Annotated in this window: 16 protein-coding genes; 7 read left to right on the forward strand and 9 right to left on the reverse strand. The window is 66.3% G+C overall.

Annotation, left to right across the window (positions count from 1 at the left end; translation table 11 throughout):
• Positions 1–4: 4 nt before the first annotated feature.
• The 3 genes from VGN82_RS22295 to VGN82_RS22305 all read right to left on the reverse strand — a co-directional run bounded on the left by VGN82_RS22295 (position 5) and on the right by VGN82_RS22305 (position 2,384).
• Positions 5–331 carry a hypothetical protein gene (locus VGN82_RS22295; RefSeq protein WP_327529273.1) on the reverse strand — a complete coding sequence of 109 codons (327 nt, stop codon included), beginning with the start codon at positions 329–331 and terminating at the stop codon, positions 5–7.
• Positions 332–506: 175 nt separating this feature from the next.
• The gene (locus VGN82_RS22300; RefSeq protein WP_327529274.1) at positions 507–1,961 is read right to left on the reverse strand and encodes an MFS transporter; all 1,455 of its coding nucleotides are present in this window, start codon (positions 1,959–1,961) and stop codon (positions 507–509) included.
• A gap of 99 nt (positions 1,962–2,060) precedes the next feature.
• Positions 2,061–2,384: a hypothetical protein gene (locus VGN82_RS22305; protein ID WP_327529275.1), complete on the reverse strand. Its 324-nt coding sequence runs from the start codon at positions 2,382–2,384 to the stop codon at positions 2,061–2,063.
• 216 nt (positions 2,385–2,600) lie between these two features.
• Between VGN82_RS22305 and flhA the strand changes: the two genes are divergently transcribed.
• On the forward strand, positions 2,601–4,721 hold the full coding sequence (gene flhA / locus VGN82_RS22310; RefSeq protein WP_414644366.1) for a flagellar biosynthesis protein FlhA: 2,121 nt from the start codon (positions 2,601–2,603) through the stop codon (positions 4,719–4,721).
• A 6-nt stretch (positions 4,722–4,727) separates the two neighbouring features.
• Here the strand turns inward: flhA and VGN82_RS22315 are convergent, their stop codons facing one another.
• A complete protein-coding gene (locus VGN82_RS22315) occupies positions 4,728–5,291 on the reverse strand; it encodes a helix-turn-helix domain-containing protein (protein ID WP_414644367.1) in 564 nt (187 codons plus the stop codon).
• A gap of 32 nt (positions 5,292–5,323) precedes the next feature.
• Between VGN82_RS22315 and VGN82_RS22320 the strand changes: the two genes are divergently transcribed.
• Both VGN82_RS22320 and VGN82_RS22325 read left to right on the forward strand, forming a co-directional pair.
• On the forward strand, positions 5,324–5,821 hold the full coding sequence (locus VGN82_RS22320) for a GNAT family N-acetyltransferase (protein ID WP_327529277.1): 498 nt from the start codon (positions 5,324–5,326) through the stop codon (positions 5,819–5,821).
• Positions 5,821–6,747 carry a DMT family transporter gene (locus VGN82_RS22325; RefSeq protein WP_327529278.1) on the forward strand — a complete coding sequence of 309 codons (927 nt, stop codon included), beginning with the start codon at positions 5,821–5,823 and terminating at the stop codon, positions 6,745–6,747. Before VGN82_RS22320 ends, VGN82_RS22325 begins: the two co-directional genes overlap by 1 nt.
• 10 nt (positions 6,748–6,757) lie before the next feature.
• Here VGN82_RS22325 and VGN82_RS22330 read toward each other — a convergent pair whose 3' ends face one another.
• The 3 genes from VGN82_RS22330 to VGN82_RS22340 all read right to left on the reverse strand — a co-directional run bounded on the left by VGN82_RS22330 (position 6,758) and on the right by VGN82_RS22340 (position 8,826).
• Positions 6,758–7,795, reverse strand: a complete 1,038-nt coding sequence (locus tag VGN82_RS22330) for a lysylphosphatidylglycerol synthase transmembrane domain-containing protein (protein WP_327529279.1) — start codon at positions 7,793–7,795, stop codon at positions 6,758–6,760.
• Positions 7,796–7,931: 136 nt separating this feature from the next.
• A complete protein-coding gene (copM, locus tag VGN82_RS22335; RefSeq protein WP_327529280.1) occupies positions 7,932–8,315 on the reverse strand; it encodes a CopM family metallochaperone in 384 nt (127 codons plus the stop codon).
• A gap of 79 nt (positions 8,316–8,394) precedes the next feature.
• Positions 8,395–8,826, reverse strand: coding sequence for a hypothetical protein (locus tag VGN82_RS22340; RefSeq protein ID WP_327529281.1), 432 nt, complete (start codon positions 8,824–8,826; stop codon positions 8,395–8,397).
• Between the two features lie 97 nt (positions 8,827–8,923).
• Here VGN82_RS22340 and VGN82_RS22345 point away from each other — a divergent pair, with 97 nt between their 5' ends.
• Together VGN82_RS22345 and VGN82_RS22350 are read left to right on the forward strand one after the other, a co-directional pair.
• Positions 8,924–9,538, forward strand: a complete 615-nt coding sequence (locus tag VGN82_RS22345; protein WP_327529282.1) for a GNAT family N-acetyltransferase — start codon at positions 8,924–8,926, stop codon at positions 9,536–9,538.
• Positions 9,539–9,777: 239 nt separating this feature from the next.
• On the forward strand, positions 9,778–10,632 hold the full coding sequence (locus VGN82_RS22350; RefSeq protein ID WP_327529928.1) for an alpha/beta hydrolase: 855 nt from the start codon (positions 9,778–9,780) through the stop codon (positions 10,630–10,632).
• A 95-nt stretch (positions 10,633–10,727) separates the two neighbouring features.
• Here VGN82_RS22350 and fliJ read toward each other — a convergent pair whose 3' ends face one another.
• On the reverse strand, positions 10,728–11,132 hold the full coding sequence (gene fliJ / locus VGN82_RS22355; protein WP_327529283.1) for a flagellar export protein FliJ: 405 nt from the start codon (positions 11,130–11,132) through the stop codon (positions 10,728–10,730).
• Between the two features lie 248 nt (positions 11,133–11,380).
• Here fliJ and VGN82_RS22360 point away from each other — a divergent pair, with 248 nt between their 5' ends.
• Complete coding sequence (locus VGN82_RS22360; protein ID WP_327529284.1) at positions 11,381–12,586, forward strand: MFS transporter; 1,206 nt, start codon at positions 11,381–11,383, stop codon at positions 12,584–12,586.
• Positions 12,587–12,640: 54 nt separating this feature from the next.
• Here the strand turns inward: VGN82_RS22360 and fliI are convergent, their stop codons facing one another.
• Positions 12,641–13,981, reverse strand: coding sequence for a flagellar protein export ATPase FliI (gene fliI / locus VGN82_RS22365; protein ID WP_327529285.1), 1,341 nt, complete (start codon positions 13,979–13,981; stop codon positions 12,641–12,643).
• A gap of 346 nt (positions 13,982–14,327) precedes the next feature.
• On the opposite strand from fliI, the gene ctrA reads away from it, so the two are divergent.
• Positions 14,328–15,029 carry a response regulator transcription factor CtrA gene (ctrA, locus tag VGN82_RS22370; protein ID WP_055729421.1) on the forward strand — a complete coding sequence of 234 codons (702 nt, stop codon included), beginning with the start codon at positions 14,328–14,330 and terminating at the stop codon, positions 15,027–15,029.
• Positions 15,030–15,119: the final 90 nt, after the last annotated feature.

The raw sequence follows: 15,119 nt of genomic DNA on the forward strand, positions 1-15,119 counted from the left end.
CGGCTCAATAATAGTAGCGCCGACGATAATAGCGCGGACGATAATAGACGCGTGGACGATAGTAGACCCGCGGGCGGTAGTAGTAGCGCGGGCGGGCATAATAGCGCGGCCGGCGATAATAATAATACTGGCTGAACTCAGCGTCGGTCTCGTCGAGGGCGTCCTTGACCTCGGCCGTCACGGCCTCGTCGTCGTGCGCGGGCGTAGCATCCGGCACTGGCGCGGGCATTGGCGCAGGCTTGGGCTGCGCGGCTTCCGCGACCGCGACGCCGCCAATGCTGGCAGCGGCCATGCCGCCGATCAGGGTCATGATGAATGATCGTCTATCCAAGGCATCCTCCGAAGCTGTCGTTCTCCGCATCTTCCATTGTCTTCATAGAGCGAAAACATGGGCGAGGGGTAATGCATTTGGATGACGCATTGTTCCCTGCGAATGATTCCCGCTCATAGGACCGGGCATGATGTTTCCCGTTCGTGATGCGCGCGGCTGGGCATCCGATGTCCTGCTAGTTTGCGGGCTCGTCGACCGCGTTCAGGGGGCGCGCGACACTTTCCAGCGGCTTGCGTTCGGCCCTGACGGCGTAGCAGGCTGCGATCAGCGCCGCGGCCAACATCAAGACGGCGCCGAACAGATAACCGGCGAAGACGCTGCCGCGCGAGCCCGTGTCGATCAGGATGCCGAAGAGCCAGGGGCCGGCCACACCGCCCGCGCCCGTACCGACGGCGTAGAAGGCCGCGATCGCGAGCGCGCGCATCTCGACCGGGAAGGTTTCGCTCACCGTGAGATAGGCCGAGCTCGCCGCCGCCGAGGCGAAGAAGAAGACGATGCTCCAGCACAGGGTGAGTTGCTGCGCCGTCAGGAGGTCCCGCCAGAACAGATAGCCCGTGCCGGTCAGCAGCAGGCCCGACAGCGCGTAGGTCGCGGCGATCATCGTCCGGCGCCCGACCGTATCGAAGAGGCGGCCAAGGATGAGCGGGCCGAGGAAGTTGCCGGCGGCGAAGGGCAGGATGAACCAGCCGATGGCCTGTGACGGAACCTGATAGAAGTCGGTCAGGATCAGGGCGTAGGTGAAGAAGATCGCGTTGTAGAAGAAGGCCTGCGACACCATCAGGGCGAGGCCTACGAGCGCGCGCTGGCGGTGGACCACAAAGAGCGCGTGGAAGACCTCGCCGAGCGGTGTCGAGGAACGCGGGCGCAGATGCGTCAGTGCCAGCTTCTCGCCGGCGTTCCAGGTCACGCCGGCACGCGCCTCGATCGAGGCGACGATGGCGGCCGCCTCGTCGGCGCGGCCATGGCTGATCAGCCAGCGCGGGCTTTCGGGTATCCATTGCCGCAGGATCAGGATGCCGAGCCCAAGCGCGGAGCCGATGAAGAAGGCGAGACGCCAGCCGATTTCGGGGTCGATGACGGCCGGGTTCAAGAGCACGATCGCGCCGACGGCGCCGAGCGCCGCGCCGACCCAGAACGAGCCGTTGATGACGAGGTCGACCCAGCCGCGCACGCGGGCCGGAACCAGTTCCTGGATCGTCGAATTGATCGCGGTGTATTCGCCGCCGATGCCCATGCCGGTGAAAAACCGGAAGATGATGAAGCTCCAGAAATTCCAGGAGAAGGCCGTTGCGGCCGTGGCCGCGAGATAGACCAGGACGGTGATGGTGAAGAGCTTCTTGCGGCCGAGGCGATCGGTCAGCCAGCCGAAGAACAACGCGCCGAGGACGGCGCCGGCGATGTAGGCGGCGCCCGCCATGCCGATCTCGGTGTTGGTGAAGCGAAGTGCCGGACTTTCCTTCAATGCCCCGGACACCGAGCCCGCGAGCGTGACCTCGAGGCCGTCGAGAATCCAGGTGACGCCGAGGGCGACGACGACGAGCGTGTGGAAGCGCGACCAGGGCAGCCGGTCGAGCCGGGCCGGGACATCAGTGGCGATCGTGCGTGGCGAGTCCGTTGCAAGCGCTGTCATGCCGGCGTCCTCCCGATGTGCGGGCCTCTGCCTCAGGCCGCTGGCCTCGCTGGCGAAAGGGCGACGCCGGGCCGGCGCCGCCTCGTGATCGAAACCGCCTCAGCGGATGTAGTAGACCCGGCCGTTCCTCACGACTCGGCGCGGACGGCGGTAGACGTGCCGGTGGACCGGCGGGCGATGATGGCGGGGGCGGTGGGGATGGTGGGGGTGATGGCGCGGTCCACGATGGTGCCCGCGATGCTGGCTGAACTCGGCTTCGGCCTGGTCGAGGCTGGCCTTGGTCGTGGCGTCGATCTCAGCGTCGGTCGGAGCCGCCGGTGCAACCTCAGTCTTGGGCGAGGCAGCCTGCGCAATCGCGATGCCGCCGAGGCTCGCAGCGGCAAGACCGCCGAAAAGACTCACTACAAAAGAACGTCTATCCAAGTCTTTCTCCAATAATTCCGGATCGGCCAAATCAAACTTTCCGACCCGCGCCAAGTAGGTCCAGAGATTGAGGCCGTAACGGGGCAGTTCGATAACGGTCCGTTCAGGGAAAGGTTCCCGAGGCCGTTTTTCCGGCCGTCTTAACCACTCGTTCACCATATGCCCGGCAAGAATTGCCGGGTTGTGCGCCCTCCGGCGCAGGGAGCGGGCTGGTCGATGAGCGATGTGACGGCGGGGACGGGCGGTGGCTTCGATTTGAGCCGCGGCGCGATGAACAAGCTGTTCAATCGGCCCGACCTGTTCCTGGCGATCGGCGTCATGGGCATCCTCGTGGTGCTCATCTTCCCGCTGCCGGCCCTGCTGCTCGACCTGCTTCTGGCGCTCTCGATCATCCTGTCGGTGCTGGTCCTGATGACGGCGCTGTTCATCGAGGAGCCACTCGAGTTCTCCGCCTTCCCGACCGTGCTGCTGATCGTCACCATGTTCCGGCTGGCGCTGAACCTGGCCTCGACGCGACTGATCCTGGCGCATGGCCATGAGGGCGCCTCGGCGGCAGGCCACGTCATCGAGGCCTTCGCCAACTTCGTGATGAGCGGCAATTTCGTGATCGGGGTGATCGTATTCACCATCCTGATCATCGTGAATTTCGTCGTCATCACCAAGGGTTCGGGGCGCATCGCCGAGGTCGCGGCGCGCTTCGCCCTCGACGCCATGCCCGGCAAGCAGATGGCGATCGACGCCGATCTCGGGGCGGGGCTGATCGACCAAGAGGTCGCCAAGGTCCGACGCAAGGCGCTGGAGGACGAGGCGAACTTTTTCGGTTCGATGGACGGTGCCTCGAAATTCGTGCGCGGCGATGCGATTGCCGGCCTGCTGATCACCTTCATCAACGTGCTCGGCGGCATCATCATCGGCGTTGCGCAGCAGGGCATGAGCTTTGGCGCAGCTGCCCACAACTACACGCAGCTCACGGTCGGCGACGGACTCGTCAGCCAGATTCCGGCGCTGATCGTCTCGACGGCGGCGGGCCTGCTCGTGTCCAAGTCGGGCGTGCGCGGTGCCGCCGACAAGGCGCTGGGCAAGCAGCTTTCCGGCTATCCGAAGGCGCTCGGCATGTCGGCGGCGGTGATGCTGCTGATCGCGGTGCTGCCCGGCATCCCGATGCTGCCGTTCCTCACGCTGGCCGGCGGTTCGGCTTGGCTCGCGTGGCATTTCGGCAAGCTGGCCAAGGCCAGGGAGGCCGAGGCCTCGATGGCCGCGCCGGATGGCACGCCGCTGCAGGCTGATGGCACGCCGAAGGAGGAGACCCTCAACGACCTGCTCAAGCTCGACGAGCTCAAGATCGAGATCGGCTACGGCCTGCTGCCGCTGGTCAACTCGGCCGGCGGGCAGGACCGCCTGACCGACCAGGTGCGGGCGCTGCGCCGGCAGCTTGCCGCCGAGCTCGGCTTCGTCATGCCGGCGGTGCGCATCGTCGACAACGTCCAGCTCGAGGCGAACCACTACTATATCAAGATCAAGGAGATCGATGCGGGCCACGGCATCGTCTATGCCGGCCAGTACATGGCGATGGATCCGATGGGCGGCAGCGTCAATCTGCCGGGCCATAACGTGCTGGAGCCGACCTTCGGCCTGCCCGCGACCTGGATAGACGGCGCGCTTCAGGACGAGGCGCAGCTGCGCGGCTTCACGGTGGTCGATGCGGCGACGGTGATCTCGACGCATCTGACCGAGGTGCTGAAGTCGCACATGCCTGAACTGCTTTCGCATGGCGAGGTCCAGAAGCTTCTGCGCGAGCTGCCCAAGGACCATGCCGACCTCGTCAAGGAGATCGTGCCGAGCCAGATCTCGACCACCGGCATCCAGCGCGTTCTGCAACTCCTCCTGTCCGAGCGCATCTCGATCCGCGATCTCGCCACCATCGTCGAGGGCATCGCGGAGGTCGCCGGTGGCATCAAGAACCCGCGCGACATCGCCGAGCATGTCCGCATGCGGCTCGCCCGCCAGATCTGCGCCCAGTTCTCGAACATGCAGGGGCTTCTGCCGATCATCACGCTCTCGCCGGCCTGGGAAAGCGTCTTCGCCGAATCGATCATCGGCCAGGGCGAGGAACGTCATCTCGCCATGCAGCCGTCGCGGCTGCAGGAATTCGTGCATCACGTCCGCGAGAAGTTCGAGGATGCGGCCCGCATCGGCGAGATGCCGGCCCTCGTCACCTCCGGCATGGCGCGCCCCTTCGTGCGCCAGATCATCGAGCGCTTCCGGCGCGAGACGCCGGTGCTGTCGCAGGCCGAAATCCACCCGCGCGTGCGTCTGAAGACGGTGGGGACGGTCTGAGCCGGTTCAGCGCCTGACGACGACGACCAGGTAGCGAACGGGCTCGTCGCTTGCATTGGTGAAGACGCAATCGCTCGGCGGGCCGAGCTCCAGGCAGTCGCCCGGCCCGAGCCGCATGCTGGCTCCTCCCTCGATGAAATCGAGCGTGCCTGCGAGAATCCAGATCTGCTGCCGGATGAAGGCGTAAGCGCTGGCGGGATAGCCGATGCGCCCGCCCGGCGGCAGCTCCGCCTCGACCAGTTCGATGCCCGCAGTGCCGGCTGGTGAGATCGCGCGGCGCGTGAAGCCTGTCTCCGGATCGCGCCAGGTCGGCTGCTCGTCGCGGCGGCGCAGGCGCCCGGCGTCCTCCGTCTCCGTGCGCGCCAGCAGGCTCGATAACGTCAACCCGAAGGCACCGGACAGCCGGCCGAGCAGGCTTGCCGTAGGGCTGGCCTCGCCTCGCTCGATCTTGCTGATCATGGCTCGCGAGACGCCGGAGCGTTCGGCGAGGTCGCTCAGGCTCCAGCTGCGCATCTCGCGCTCGATCCGTATGCGCTCGGCGAGCCTTGACGTGAGATCATCCATTATCATAGCGATGTATCTTCTATAGTGGATGATAACGAATGCAAGCCGATATGATACGACCAGCGCGCGAGCCCGACCTTCCCGCGATCCTCGCGATCTACAATGCGGTGATCGCAAGCTCGACCGCTGTCTATACCGAAACCCCTGCGACGCTCGCGGACCGTCATGACTGGCTCCAGGCCCGTAGCGAGCAGGGCTATCCGGTCCTCGTCGCCGAGGAGCGGGGCGAGGTGGTCGGATATGCCAGCTTCGGCGACTTCCGGCCCTGGCCGGGATATCGTCACACGGTCGAGCACAGCGTGCATATCCGTGACGGCCAACGCGGCAAGGGCATTGGCAGCGCGCTGGTTTCCGCCCTGTTTCCTCTTGCGGCCGAACTGGGCAAGCATGTCATGATCGCGGGCATCGACGCGGCCAATGTGGGTTCGCTGCGGATGCATGAGCGGCTCGGCTTCGAGGAGGCCGGTCGCTTCCGCGAGGTCGGACGCAAGTTCGATCGCTGGCTCGATCTCGTGATCCTGCAGCGTTTCCTGTGATGAGCGCTCTCACGGGCCCCCAGCCGACAGGTAGTCGCGTCCTTTCGCGGAACGCCCTGCTGTTCGCCGCCCTGTGCCTGGTCTGGGGGCTGACGTTCCTTCCGGTGAGGATCGCTTCGGCGCATACGTCGCCACTGCTCCTGGCCTCGGCGCGCTTCGTCATCGCCGGCGCGCTGCTGCTCGCCTGGGCCGGGCGCGACGTTACGAAGGTCCCGCCTGCGGCTTGGCCGCGGCTGATCGGCACCTCGCTGCTCGTCAATACGGCCAATTACGCCTTCCTGTTCTGGGGCGCGGCCCACGCCTCCTCCGGCCTCTCCGCAATCGTCAACATGGCGACGATCCCGATCTGGACGCTCCTCGCAAGCCGCATCATCGAGGGACAGAAGATCACCGGCCGGCGTGTGCTCGCGATCGGTTTGGGCTGCTCCGGGCTCGGCTTCCTCTTCGCGCAGCGCCTCATGGGTGCGGGCGGCGCCTCGCGCGATGCGCTGGAGGCTTGGGGGCTGGCCTCGGTTGCCTTCGGAACGCTGTGCTACTGCGTGGGGGCGGTGCTGAGCCGGAAGATCGCGGGGACGATGCCGACATTGACACTCGCGAGCTGGCAGACGGCGATCGGCGCGGTCGGCCTCGTTGCCGTCACGCTGGCGCTGGAACCGGTCGGGATGGAAGAACTCGCGGTTCTGCTGCGCTGGCCGGTCGCGCCCTCGGTGGCATTCCTGGTGGTCGCAGGTTCGCTGATCGGCTTCACGATCTACATCCGGCTGCTGCGGGACTGGGGCGCCTTCGGGGCCGGGCTCTACGCCTTCGTCAGTCCGGTGATTGCAGTCATCGCCGGCGTGCTGCTGCTCGGAGAGCCGTTCGGCCCGAGCGAGGCCGTCGGCGCGCTGCTGATGTTCGCCGCCGCAGCAATAGCGGTGCGACGCTGAACGAGCCTGTTCAGGGCGGCGGTGCGATGCGGGTGTGGCGCTTGAGCTGGTCGCGCTCGAAGGCGAGCACGACTGGCAGCGAGATCACCAGCGGTAGGATGAGATAGAACAGCCGCCAGATCAGCAGCGCGGCAAAGACCGCGGGTGCCGGAATGCCCGGCATCACCGCCAGGAAGACCGCCTCCATGACGCCGACGCCACCTGGAACCTGGCTGAGCAGCCCGGCCGAGAAGGAGAGCAGGAAGGCGCCGAGCACGATCAGGAAGCCGGGATTGCCCTGTTCGGGGAGCGCGAAATAGATGATGCCTGCCGCGCCCGCGAGCTCGAGCGGCGCCGCGAGATATTGTCGGGCGACGATGCGCAGGCGCGGATAGATGACCTCGAAGGTGCCGATGCGGAGCGGCCTGAACTTGAGCCAGGAGCCGATGGTGTAGAGCGCGACGAAGGCGAGCAGGCCCGCACCGATCAGTCGCGCCGTGCCGTCCCCGATCGTGAACCATTTCGAGAGCCGCCCGAGCGGGCGCAGGATCTCGGGTTCATAAAGGAGGACGAGACCCATCAGCAGGATCGTGCCGAAGGCGAAGGTGAAGGAACAGAGAGCGACGAGCACGGCTACCTCGCCGGCCGTCAGGCCCTTCGCCGTATAGGCGCGATAGCGCACCATGCCGCCCGAAAACACCGAGGCACCGATGTTGTGCGACAGCGCATAGGTCACGAAGGAGCAGACTGAAACATAGAACCAGGAGATGCCCTTCTCCTTGCCGAGATGGATCAGGGCGATGCGGTCGTACCAGGCGAGTGCCGCATAGGCGACGAGGGTCGCAAGCGCCGCATGCAGGAAGGCCTCGGCGGGGATGACCGCGATCTTCTGGCCAATGCGGCTGGCGACGATGCGAAGGTTGTCCCAGAGGCTGCCCTGTTCGAGCAGGGCCTCGATGGCGGCATCCGTTCCCGCTTCCGCCTTGAGCTTGTCCCAGAGCAGATCGACCGACCAGACGACCGCGACAAGCCCGATGATCGGCCAGAGATAGTCGAGATAGCGTTTCATGAGATCCGCGGGCTGCGAGGAGGCGTGAGGCAGGCAGACCCGCGAAGATCGGATGAGGATCGCGAACCTTCGCCTGTGTGCCAGCGGGCCGGGGCGAGGGCAAGCGGCGTTGCCGCCGCTTGCCTGCCGGGAGGCGCTATTTGCCGTTCTTCTTCAGCCATTCGCGCATCATCGCGATTTCCTTCTCCTGCTCGGCGATGATGCCGGTAGCGAGCTTCTTCAACTCGGGGTCCTTGCCATGGGCGAGGATGACCTTCGCCATGTCGATCGCGCCCTGGTGATGCGGGATCATGCCGCGCACGAAATCGGCGTCGGCATCGCCGGTGAAGGCGATGTCCATGTCCTTGTGCATCTTGGTGTTGGCGGCCTTGTAGGCCGTGGTCGCGGCGCTGTCGCGGCTCGTGGCGGCCGAAGCAGCATGGCCGGAATGGCCTTGGTGCTGCTGGGCAAGGGCGAGGCCGCCGAGGCTGAGTGTGCTCAGGATGGCGGCGGCGATGCCGGTTGCGAGAATGCGGTTCATTGATGTGTCCTTGAGGTTGCGAGACGATGCCGCGCCGGCTGCTCGGCCTGGCGGAGCCACTCGTCGAGATCGGTCAGTTTCAGATGATGCGTCGATCCGGACGGGATCGCGGAGGTCGCTCGGCTGGCTCCGGCGCGGCCTCGCTCATCGCCAGAACGGGGGGCGGGGACAGAAGTCGCCAGCGTGTCGGCAGGCTCTTGCCATCGAGCGCCGGGGGCCAAGCGAGCAGGCCGCAACCGAGAATGCAGCAGGAGGGCATTGTCGGGCTCTGCTTGCCGGTACTGTCGTCGCTCTCATGGCAGGGCGTCGGTGTCGCCTGACCATGCATCGCGTGCGAGCCGTCAGGCTTCGCGATGGACGGCAATGGGGCGGCCTTACCGGCATGGAAGGCGGAGGCGGCGAGCGTGGCATGCGGCAGGACGGCGAGCAGCATCACCGCCAGTGCCACGACGAGGCGCATCAGCGCCATGCGGCCCGTGCGTGATATCGAAGGATGGCTCTGCCTCGTCATGCCCTGATCTTTCCGCCGCGATCATGTCATGATCGCGGCGTGGCGCATCGCCACTTCCGTGATTCCCGATAACTGCCTGATTCCTGAAATTGACGCGATGACATCGACCCTGACCATCAGCCTGACCGGCACCACCGATCTGCCGCCCGGCAAGATCGCCGCCATCGTGACCTCGCTCGAGATGAGGGCGCAGCCGCCGGTCCGCCCCGATCCTCCCGGTGTCGACGGCTTCGCGCTGGAGCGCATCGGCGCGCCGGACCTCCCGCGCTACCTCGCCATGTATCGCCGGCTCGGCGAGCGCTGGATGTGGTTCAGCCGGCTGGTCAAACCGGCGGGGGAGGTCGAGGCGATTCTCGCCGACACCAATGTCGAGACTTTCGTGGTCCGCTACGGGAGCGCCGATGTCGGGCTGCTGGAACTGGATTTCCGGGTGTCGGGCGAGGCGGAGCTGGCCTTCTTCGGCCTCGACGAGAGCGTACTGGGCAAGGGCGCGGGGCGCTGGCTGATGAACCGGGCGCTGGCACTGGCCTGGGTCAAGCCGATCGCGCGCTTCTGGGTCCACACCTGCACGCTCGACCACCAAAGCGCGCCGGAATTCTACCAGCGCTCCGGCTTCGTGGTGTTCAAGCGCGGCGTCGAGGTCGACGACGATCCCCGGCTCGCTGGCAAGATGCGGCGCGACAGCGTCCCGCATCATCCGATCATCGAATAGCGGCGGGCGGAGGTCATGAGGCGCTTGGGCGCCTGCAAGTTCGGGCTTACAACTCGAACGGACTGCACGCTGCATTCGGCGATCCCGGCCTGCAGCAGGTCGCGGCGCAATACGTCCGGCTCTCGGTCAGGAGCCGCGGCCTGATTATGTCTACTCGCATGTGCGCACGCCGATCGTGCTTCATTGAGGAGGGGGCCAGCTTGACGCAAACCGATACCGAACTCGCCGCCATAAGGGCGATGCTGGCGGCCGGTCCCCGGCCAAGCGATCTTCCCGGTCGCCGCCAGCGGCTGGATGACCTGACGGCACGCTACGACATGCCGGAGGATGTTGTCGTCGAGCCGGTTGATGCGAATGGCGTGAAGGCGGAATGGACCACCACGCCGGCCGCCGACCCTGCGCGCGTCATCATGTTCCTGCACGGCGGCGGCTATGTTTCCGGATCGATCAAAAGCCATCGCCACATGATTGCGCAAGCCGGGCGGGAGGCGGGTGCGCGCACGCTGGCGCTCGGTTACCGCCTGGCGCCCGAACATCCCTTTCCGGCGGCGCTGGAGGATGCGCTGACAGGCTACCGGTTCTTGCTGTCGCAAGGGTTTCTGCCGGCGAACATCGTCATGGCCGGGGAGAGCGCCGGCGGCGGGCTGACGATCGCGACCCTGGTTTCATTGCGCGAAGCGGGCATGCCTCTGCCGGCCTGTGCCTGGTGCAGTTCACCTTGGACGGATCTGGCGATGTCGGGTGCCACGATCCAAACGAAGGCGGCGGTGGATCCGCTGATTCAGGGACCCTATCTGCATGAGCTCGCGGCGGCGTATCTGCAAGGCGGCGATCCGCGCCTGCCAATGGTTTCGCCGATCTACGCGGATTTGCGCGGATTGCCGCCCCTGCTGATTCAGGTCGGCTCCAACGAGACTCTGCTGGATGATGCGATCCGGCTGGCCGGTGTTGCGGCGGCAGCAGACGTGCGGACCACGCTGCAGGTTTGGCCGCACATGATCCATGGCTGGCACCTGTATTACGCACAGCTTGGCGATGGCCGCCGGGCACTGGCGGAGGTGGGGGCCTTCGTGCGCGCCACGCTTCGCCAATGACATTCCTGGTGTCGGCCCGCCGGAGGCCAAGCGCCCAATGGAAAAGCCCGCCGGAGTAATCGGCGGGCTCTCGAATGCCGAACTCTAACGACCGCTCAGGCGCGCGGGCGCAGGCCAATCGAATCCATCATCGCCTGGTCGCGGGCGGCCTCGGCGGCGCGCTCGGTGGCACGCTCGCGGTCGTCGAGGATCTCGACCTTCTTCATGTCCTCGAAGGCTTCCTGAAGCTCGGCCTTGGCCTCGTCGAGCTGGCCCTTCAGGTTGTCGGCGGACTGGCGGAGGTTGTCGCGGCGGCCGAGCGCGGCCTTGGCATAGGTCGGATAGGCGAAATGGGCCGGGTCGGAGATGCCGGCCCGCGATTCCTCGCTCTGGATCTCGCGGTCCAGATCAGTCGCCATGCGGTGAAAATCCGCGATCATCATCTCGATCTGGCTTACCCGGCGGCGCTTTTCGTCCACCTGGAAGCGTTTGAGACGCAAAAGTGTCTCTCGCGACTTCATGTCGTTTCCAACTCCTGATTACGCATTGGCCGAACGCCGACCCCTCGGCGTGCGACCGGAACTCCATACCGCGAGACAAAAAGCACAATGGGGCAAGGAGGTTGACCGTTCCTTACCAAAGAACGCCGCTTTTGATGCATGGGATGGCCGCGCGCGTGCTGCTGACGCGCGCGGACGCGGCGGTCTACTAGCTCTGCCATTGAAACCGACTCGCAGGGCTCTCCTGCGTCGCCCGTGGATTGCCTCCCTTGCCCGCCTTTCCGCGCCTTCCGGAACATGGACTGCTGATCTGCGGCCTCGTCGTCACGCGCATCATCGGCTGGGGCTCGACCTTCTACGCCCTGTCCGTGCTGGCGCGCGACATCCAGCGGGATCTCGGGCTCGACGTCACGGTGGTGTTCGGTGGCATCACGGTGCTGCTCCTGACCGGGGCCGCGCTGGCGCCTGCCGTCGGCCGGCAGCTCGACCGCGAGGGCACCCGCCGGGCGATGTGCATCGGCGCGCTGGCCTGCGCCGCGGGGCTGGCGCTTCTGGGCGTGGCGCAGGGGCCGGTGAGCTATCTTGCGGGCTGGGTCGCCATCGGGATCGGCCATGCCTTCTCGCTGGGGAATGTCGGCAGCGTCACCGTCGCTCATCTGATGGGCCCGCGCACGCGCAGGGTCATCGGGCTGATGATGCTCGCGACGGGGCTCTCGTCGGCCGTGTTCTGGCCGCTGACGGCCGTGCTGGACGCGGAATTTGGCTGGCGCGCAACCTGGTTTGCCTTCGCTGCGATGCAGATCGCCATCGTCCTGCCGATCTACGCCGCGGTCCCGCGCCACCGGCATCCGGCTACCGCGGCTGCCGCAATACCATCGCCTGTCGAGAGCGATGAGGGGCGCGTCCCACCCGCGCATCGGCGTACGGCCTTCTGGCTGGTCGCCATCGCGTTTTCGGCGAGCGGGCTGGTGTCATGGGGATTGCCGCTGCATCTGATCGAGCTGCTGCGCAACGCTGGCATCGGCGAGGCCGAGGCGGTCGGCATCGCCGCCCTCAGCGGGCCGGCGACGCTGCTGGCGCGGCTGGTCGATGCGACCGTCGGGGACAGGCTGCCCGTCGAGCGGACGGCGCTGGCAGGGTTGGTGCTCGGGCCGCTGTCTTGCTTCCTGCTGGTTCTAGCGCCGGGTTCTGCGCTCACCGCGGCGGGCTTCGTGATCTGCTTCAGCGCGGCGATGGGCGTGATTTCCGTGGCGCGAGCGACGCTGCCGCTGGCACTGTTCGGGCGCAGCGGCCTCGGCGCCATGCTCGGCCGGCTGACCGTGCCGCAGAACCTCGCCTTTGCCGCCGCGCCCTTGCTCGTCGCCGCGATGATCGAGCGGTTGGGGCGGGATCTGGCCCTGGTCAGCTCGGCGGCAATCCAGCTCGTCGGGCTGCTGGCCATGGCGGCGCTGGTGCGCCTGCTGGCCCGGCCCTGACGAGAGCGGCATCGGCCGTTCCGAAAGCCGCAGCCGGCTTTTCGAGCCGATGCCCTAGCTGTTCATGATCGCGGCGAGCCGGGCATAGCAGTCCGGCAGGCTGGTCGCGTCGTCCTTGGCCTGTTTCAGGAAGGCTTCGAGCGCGGGATTGAGGCGGATCGCTTCGTCGACCTCGGCCGAGGCGCCCTGGCGGTAGGCGCCGAGGCGAATCAGTTCCTCCATGTCGGCATAGGTCGCGAGCGTGGCGCGTGCCTTCTGGACGACCGGGTAGAAGGCCGGGTCGCTGGAGCGCGGCATTGTTCGAGAGACCGATTTCAGCACGTTGATCGCGGGATAGCGGCCACGCTCCGCGATCGAGCGCTCCATCACGATATGGCCGTCGAGGATGCCGCGGACCGCGTCGGCGACGGGCTCGTCATGGTCGCCGCCGTCGACCAGCACGGTGAAAAGCCCGGTGATGGCGCCGTCGCCGACGCCGGGGCCGGCGCGCTCGAGCAGGCGCGGCAGTTCGGCGAAGACAGTCGGCGTGTAGCCCTTGGTGGTCGGCGGCTCGCCCGCCGCGAGGCCGATCTCACGCATCGCCATGGCGAAGCGCGTCACCGAATCCATCAGGCACATCACCTGCTTGCCCTGATCGCGGAAGTACTCGGCGATCGTCAGCGTCGTCATGGCTGCCTGCTTGCGCATCAGGGCGGGCTCGTCGGAGGTCGCGACGACCACGACGGAGCGGGCTAGGCCCTGCGGTCCCAGATCGTCCTGGAGGAACTCCTGGACCTCGCGCCCGCGTTCGCCGACGAGGCCGATGACGTTGACGTCGGCGCGGGCGTAGCGCGCCAGCATCGAGAGCAGCACCGACTTGCCGACGCCGGAGCCGGCGAAGATGCCCATGCGCTGGCCCAGGCAGCAGGTCAGGAATGCATTCATGGCGCGCACGCCGAGATCGAGCGGCCGTCCAACGCGACGGCGCGAATGGGCCGGTGGCGGGTCGTTGCGGAACGTGAAGAGCTCTTCGCCTTGCGGCAGGGGCGGGCCGCCATCGACTGGCCGGCCGAGCGCATCGACAACGCGCCCGAGCCAGGCCGATGTCGGCCGGATGCCGGGCGGGGCCTTGTCCACATAGGCCGGGCAGCCGCGGCGCACGCCGTCGAGCCCGCCATAGGGCATCACAAGCGCCTTCTCGCCGGAAAACCCGATGACCTCGCAGGGAACGCGGCTGCCGGGTGCGATCTCGATCTCGATGCGGCCGCCAAGGCTCATCGCGCCGATCGGACCGGCGACCTCGACGAGCAGTCCACGCACGGCGATCACGCGGCCGTAGACCGTGACGGAGTCCAGTCCGGCGATCGTCGCGGCGAGGCCGGAAAGGCGATCATGGCCATGCGCAGCGCTGTTCATAATGGCTTCCGTAAACCTTTCATTTACCCGGGTGATTAACACTGTGTTTCGAGGCTGCGTCGCGACGCGGGGCATTTTGACCCCGTTCCACGAAGCAGCCTCCGCGAAAGAGCGATTTCGCGGGCGAATAGCGAAACGATCCGTGTCAAATTCGACTCACCTCGACAAGGATCGTCGTCTTTCTCCCAAGAAGCGCTTGCGCACGGGAATCACGGTTTGTTAACCATTGTGCCCGTAGCGTGTCGCGTGAAGTTTCATCGGGCAAGCGCCTTCCTCGCTCAGGGCCGTGCGGGTTCGGGCGAATCATTAGGTCGGCTTGCCTGCGGGCGAAATTGGGGACGTGGACATGCGGGTTCTGCTGATCGAGGACGATAGCGCGACCGCCCAGTCGATTGAGCTGATGCTCAAATCCGAGAGCTTCAACGTCTACACGACGGATCTCGGCGAAGAGGGCGTCGATCTCGGCAAGCTCTACGATTACGATATCATCCTCCTCGACCTGAACCTGCCCGACATGTCCGGTTACGAGGTGCTGCGCTCGCTCCGCGTGGCCAAGGTCAAGACGCCGATCCTGATCCTGTCGGGCCTCGCCGGCATCGAGGACAAGGTCAAGGGCCTGGGCTTCGGCGCCGACGACTACCTGACCAAGCCTTTCCACAAGGACGAGCTGGTCGCACGCATCCACGCGATCGTCCGCCGCTCCAAGGGCCATGCCCAGTCGGTCATCACGACGGGCGACCTCGTCGTCAATCTCGACACCAAGACCGTGGAAGTCGACGCCGCCCGCGTCCACCTCACCGGCAAGGAATACCAGATGCTGGAGCTGCTCTCGCTCCGCAAGGGTACGACGCTCACCAAGGAAATGTTCCTGAACCACCTCTATGGCGGCATGGACGAGCCCGAGCTGAAGATCATCGACGTCTTCATCTGCAAGCTGCGCAAGAAGCTGGCCAACGCGTCGGACGGCAAGAATTACATCGAGACGGTCTGGGGCCGCGGCTATGTGCTGCGCGAGCCGTCCGATGCCGAGGAACGCATCCCGGCCTGAGGCCGGGGCGGAACAGCCGTCATGCGGCGGTCATGTTCCGGTGCCACAAAGATCGCGGCCTGATCGTCGGATGTACACGACAGGTTGACG

Origin of the sequence: Allobosea sp., from assembly GCF_035999205.1 — a bacterium.
GTDB lineage: Bacteria > Pseudomonadota > Alphaproteobacteria > Rhizobiales > Beijerinckiaceae > Allobosea.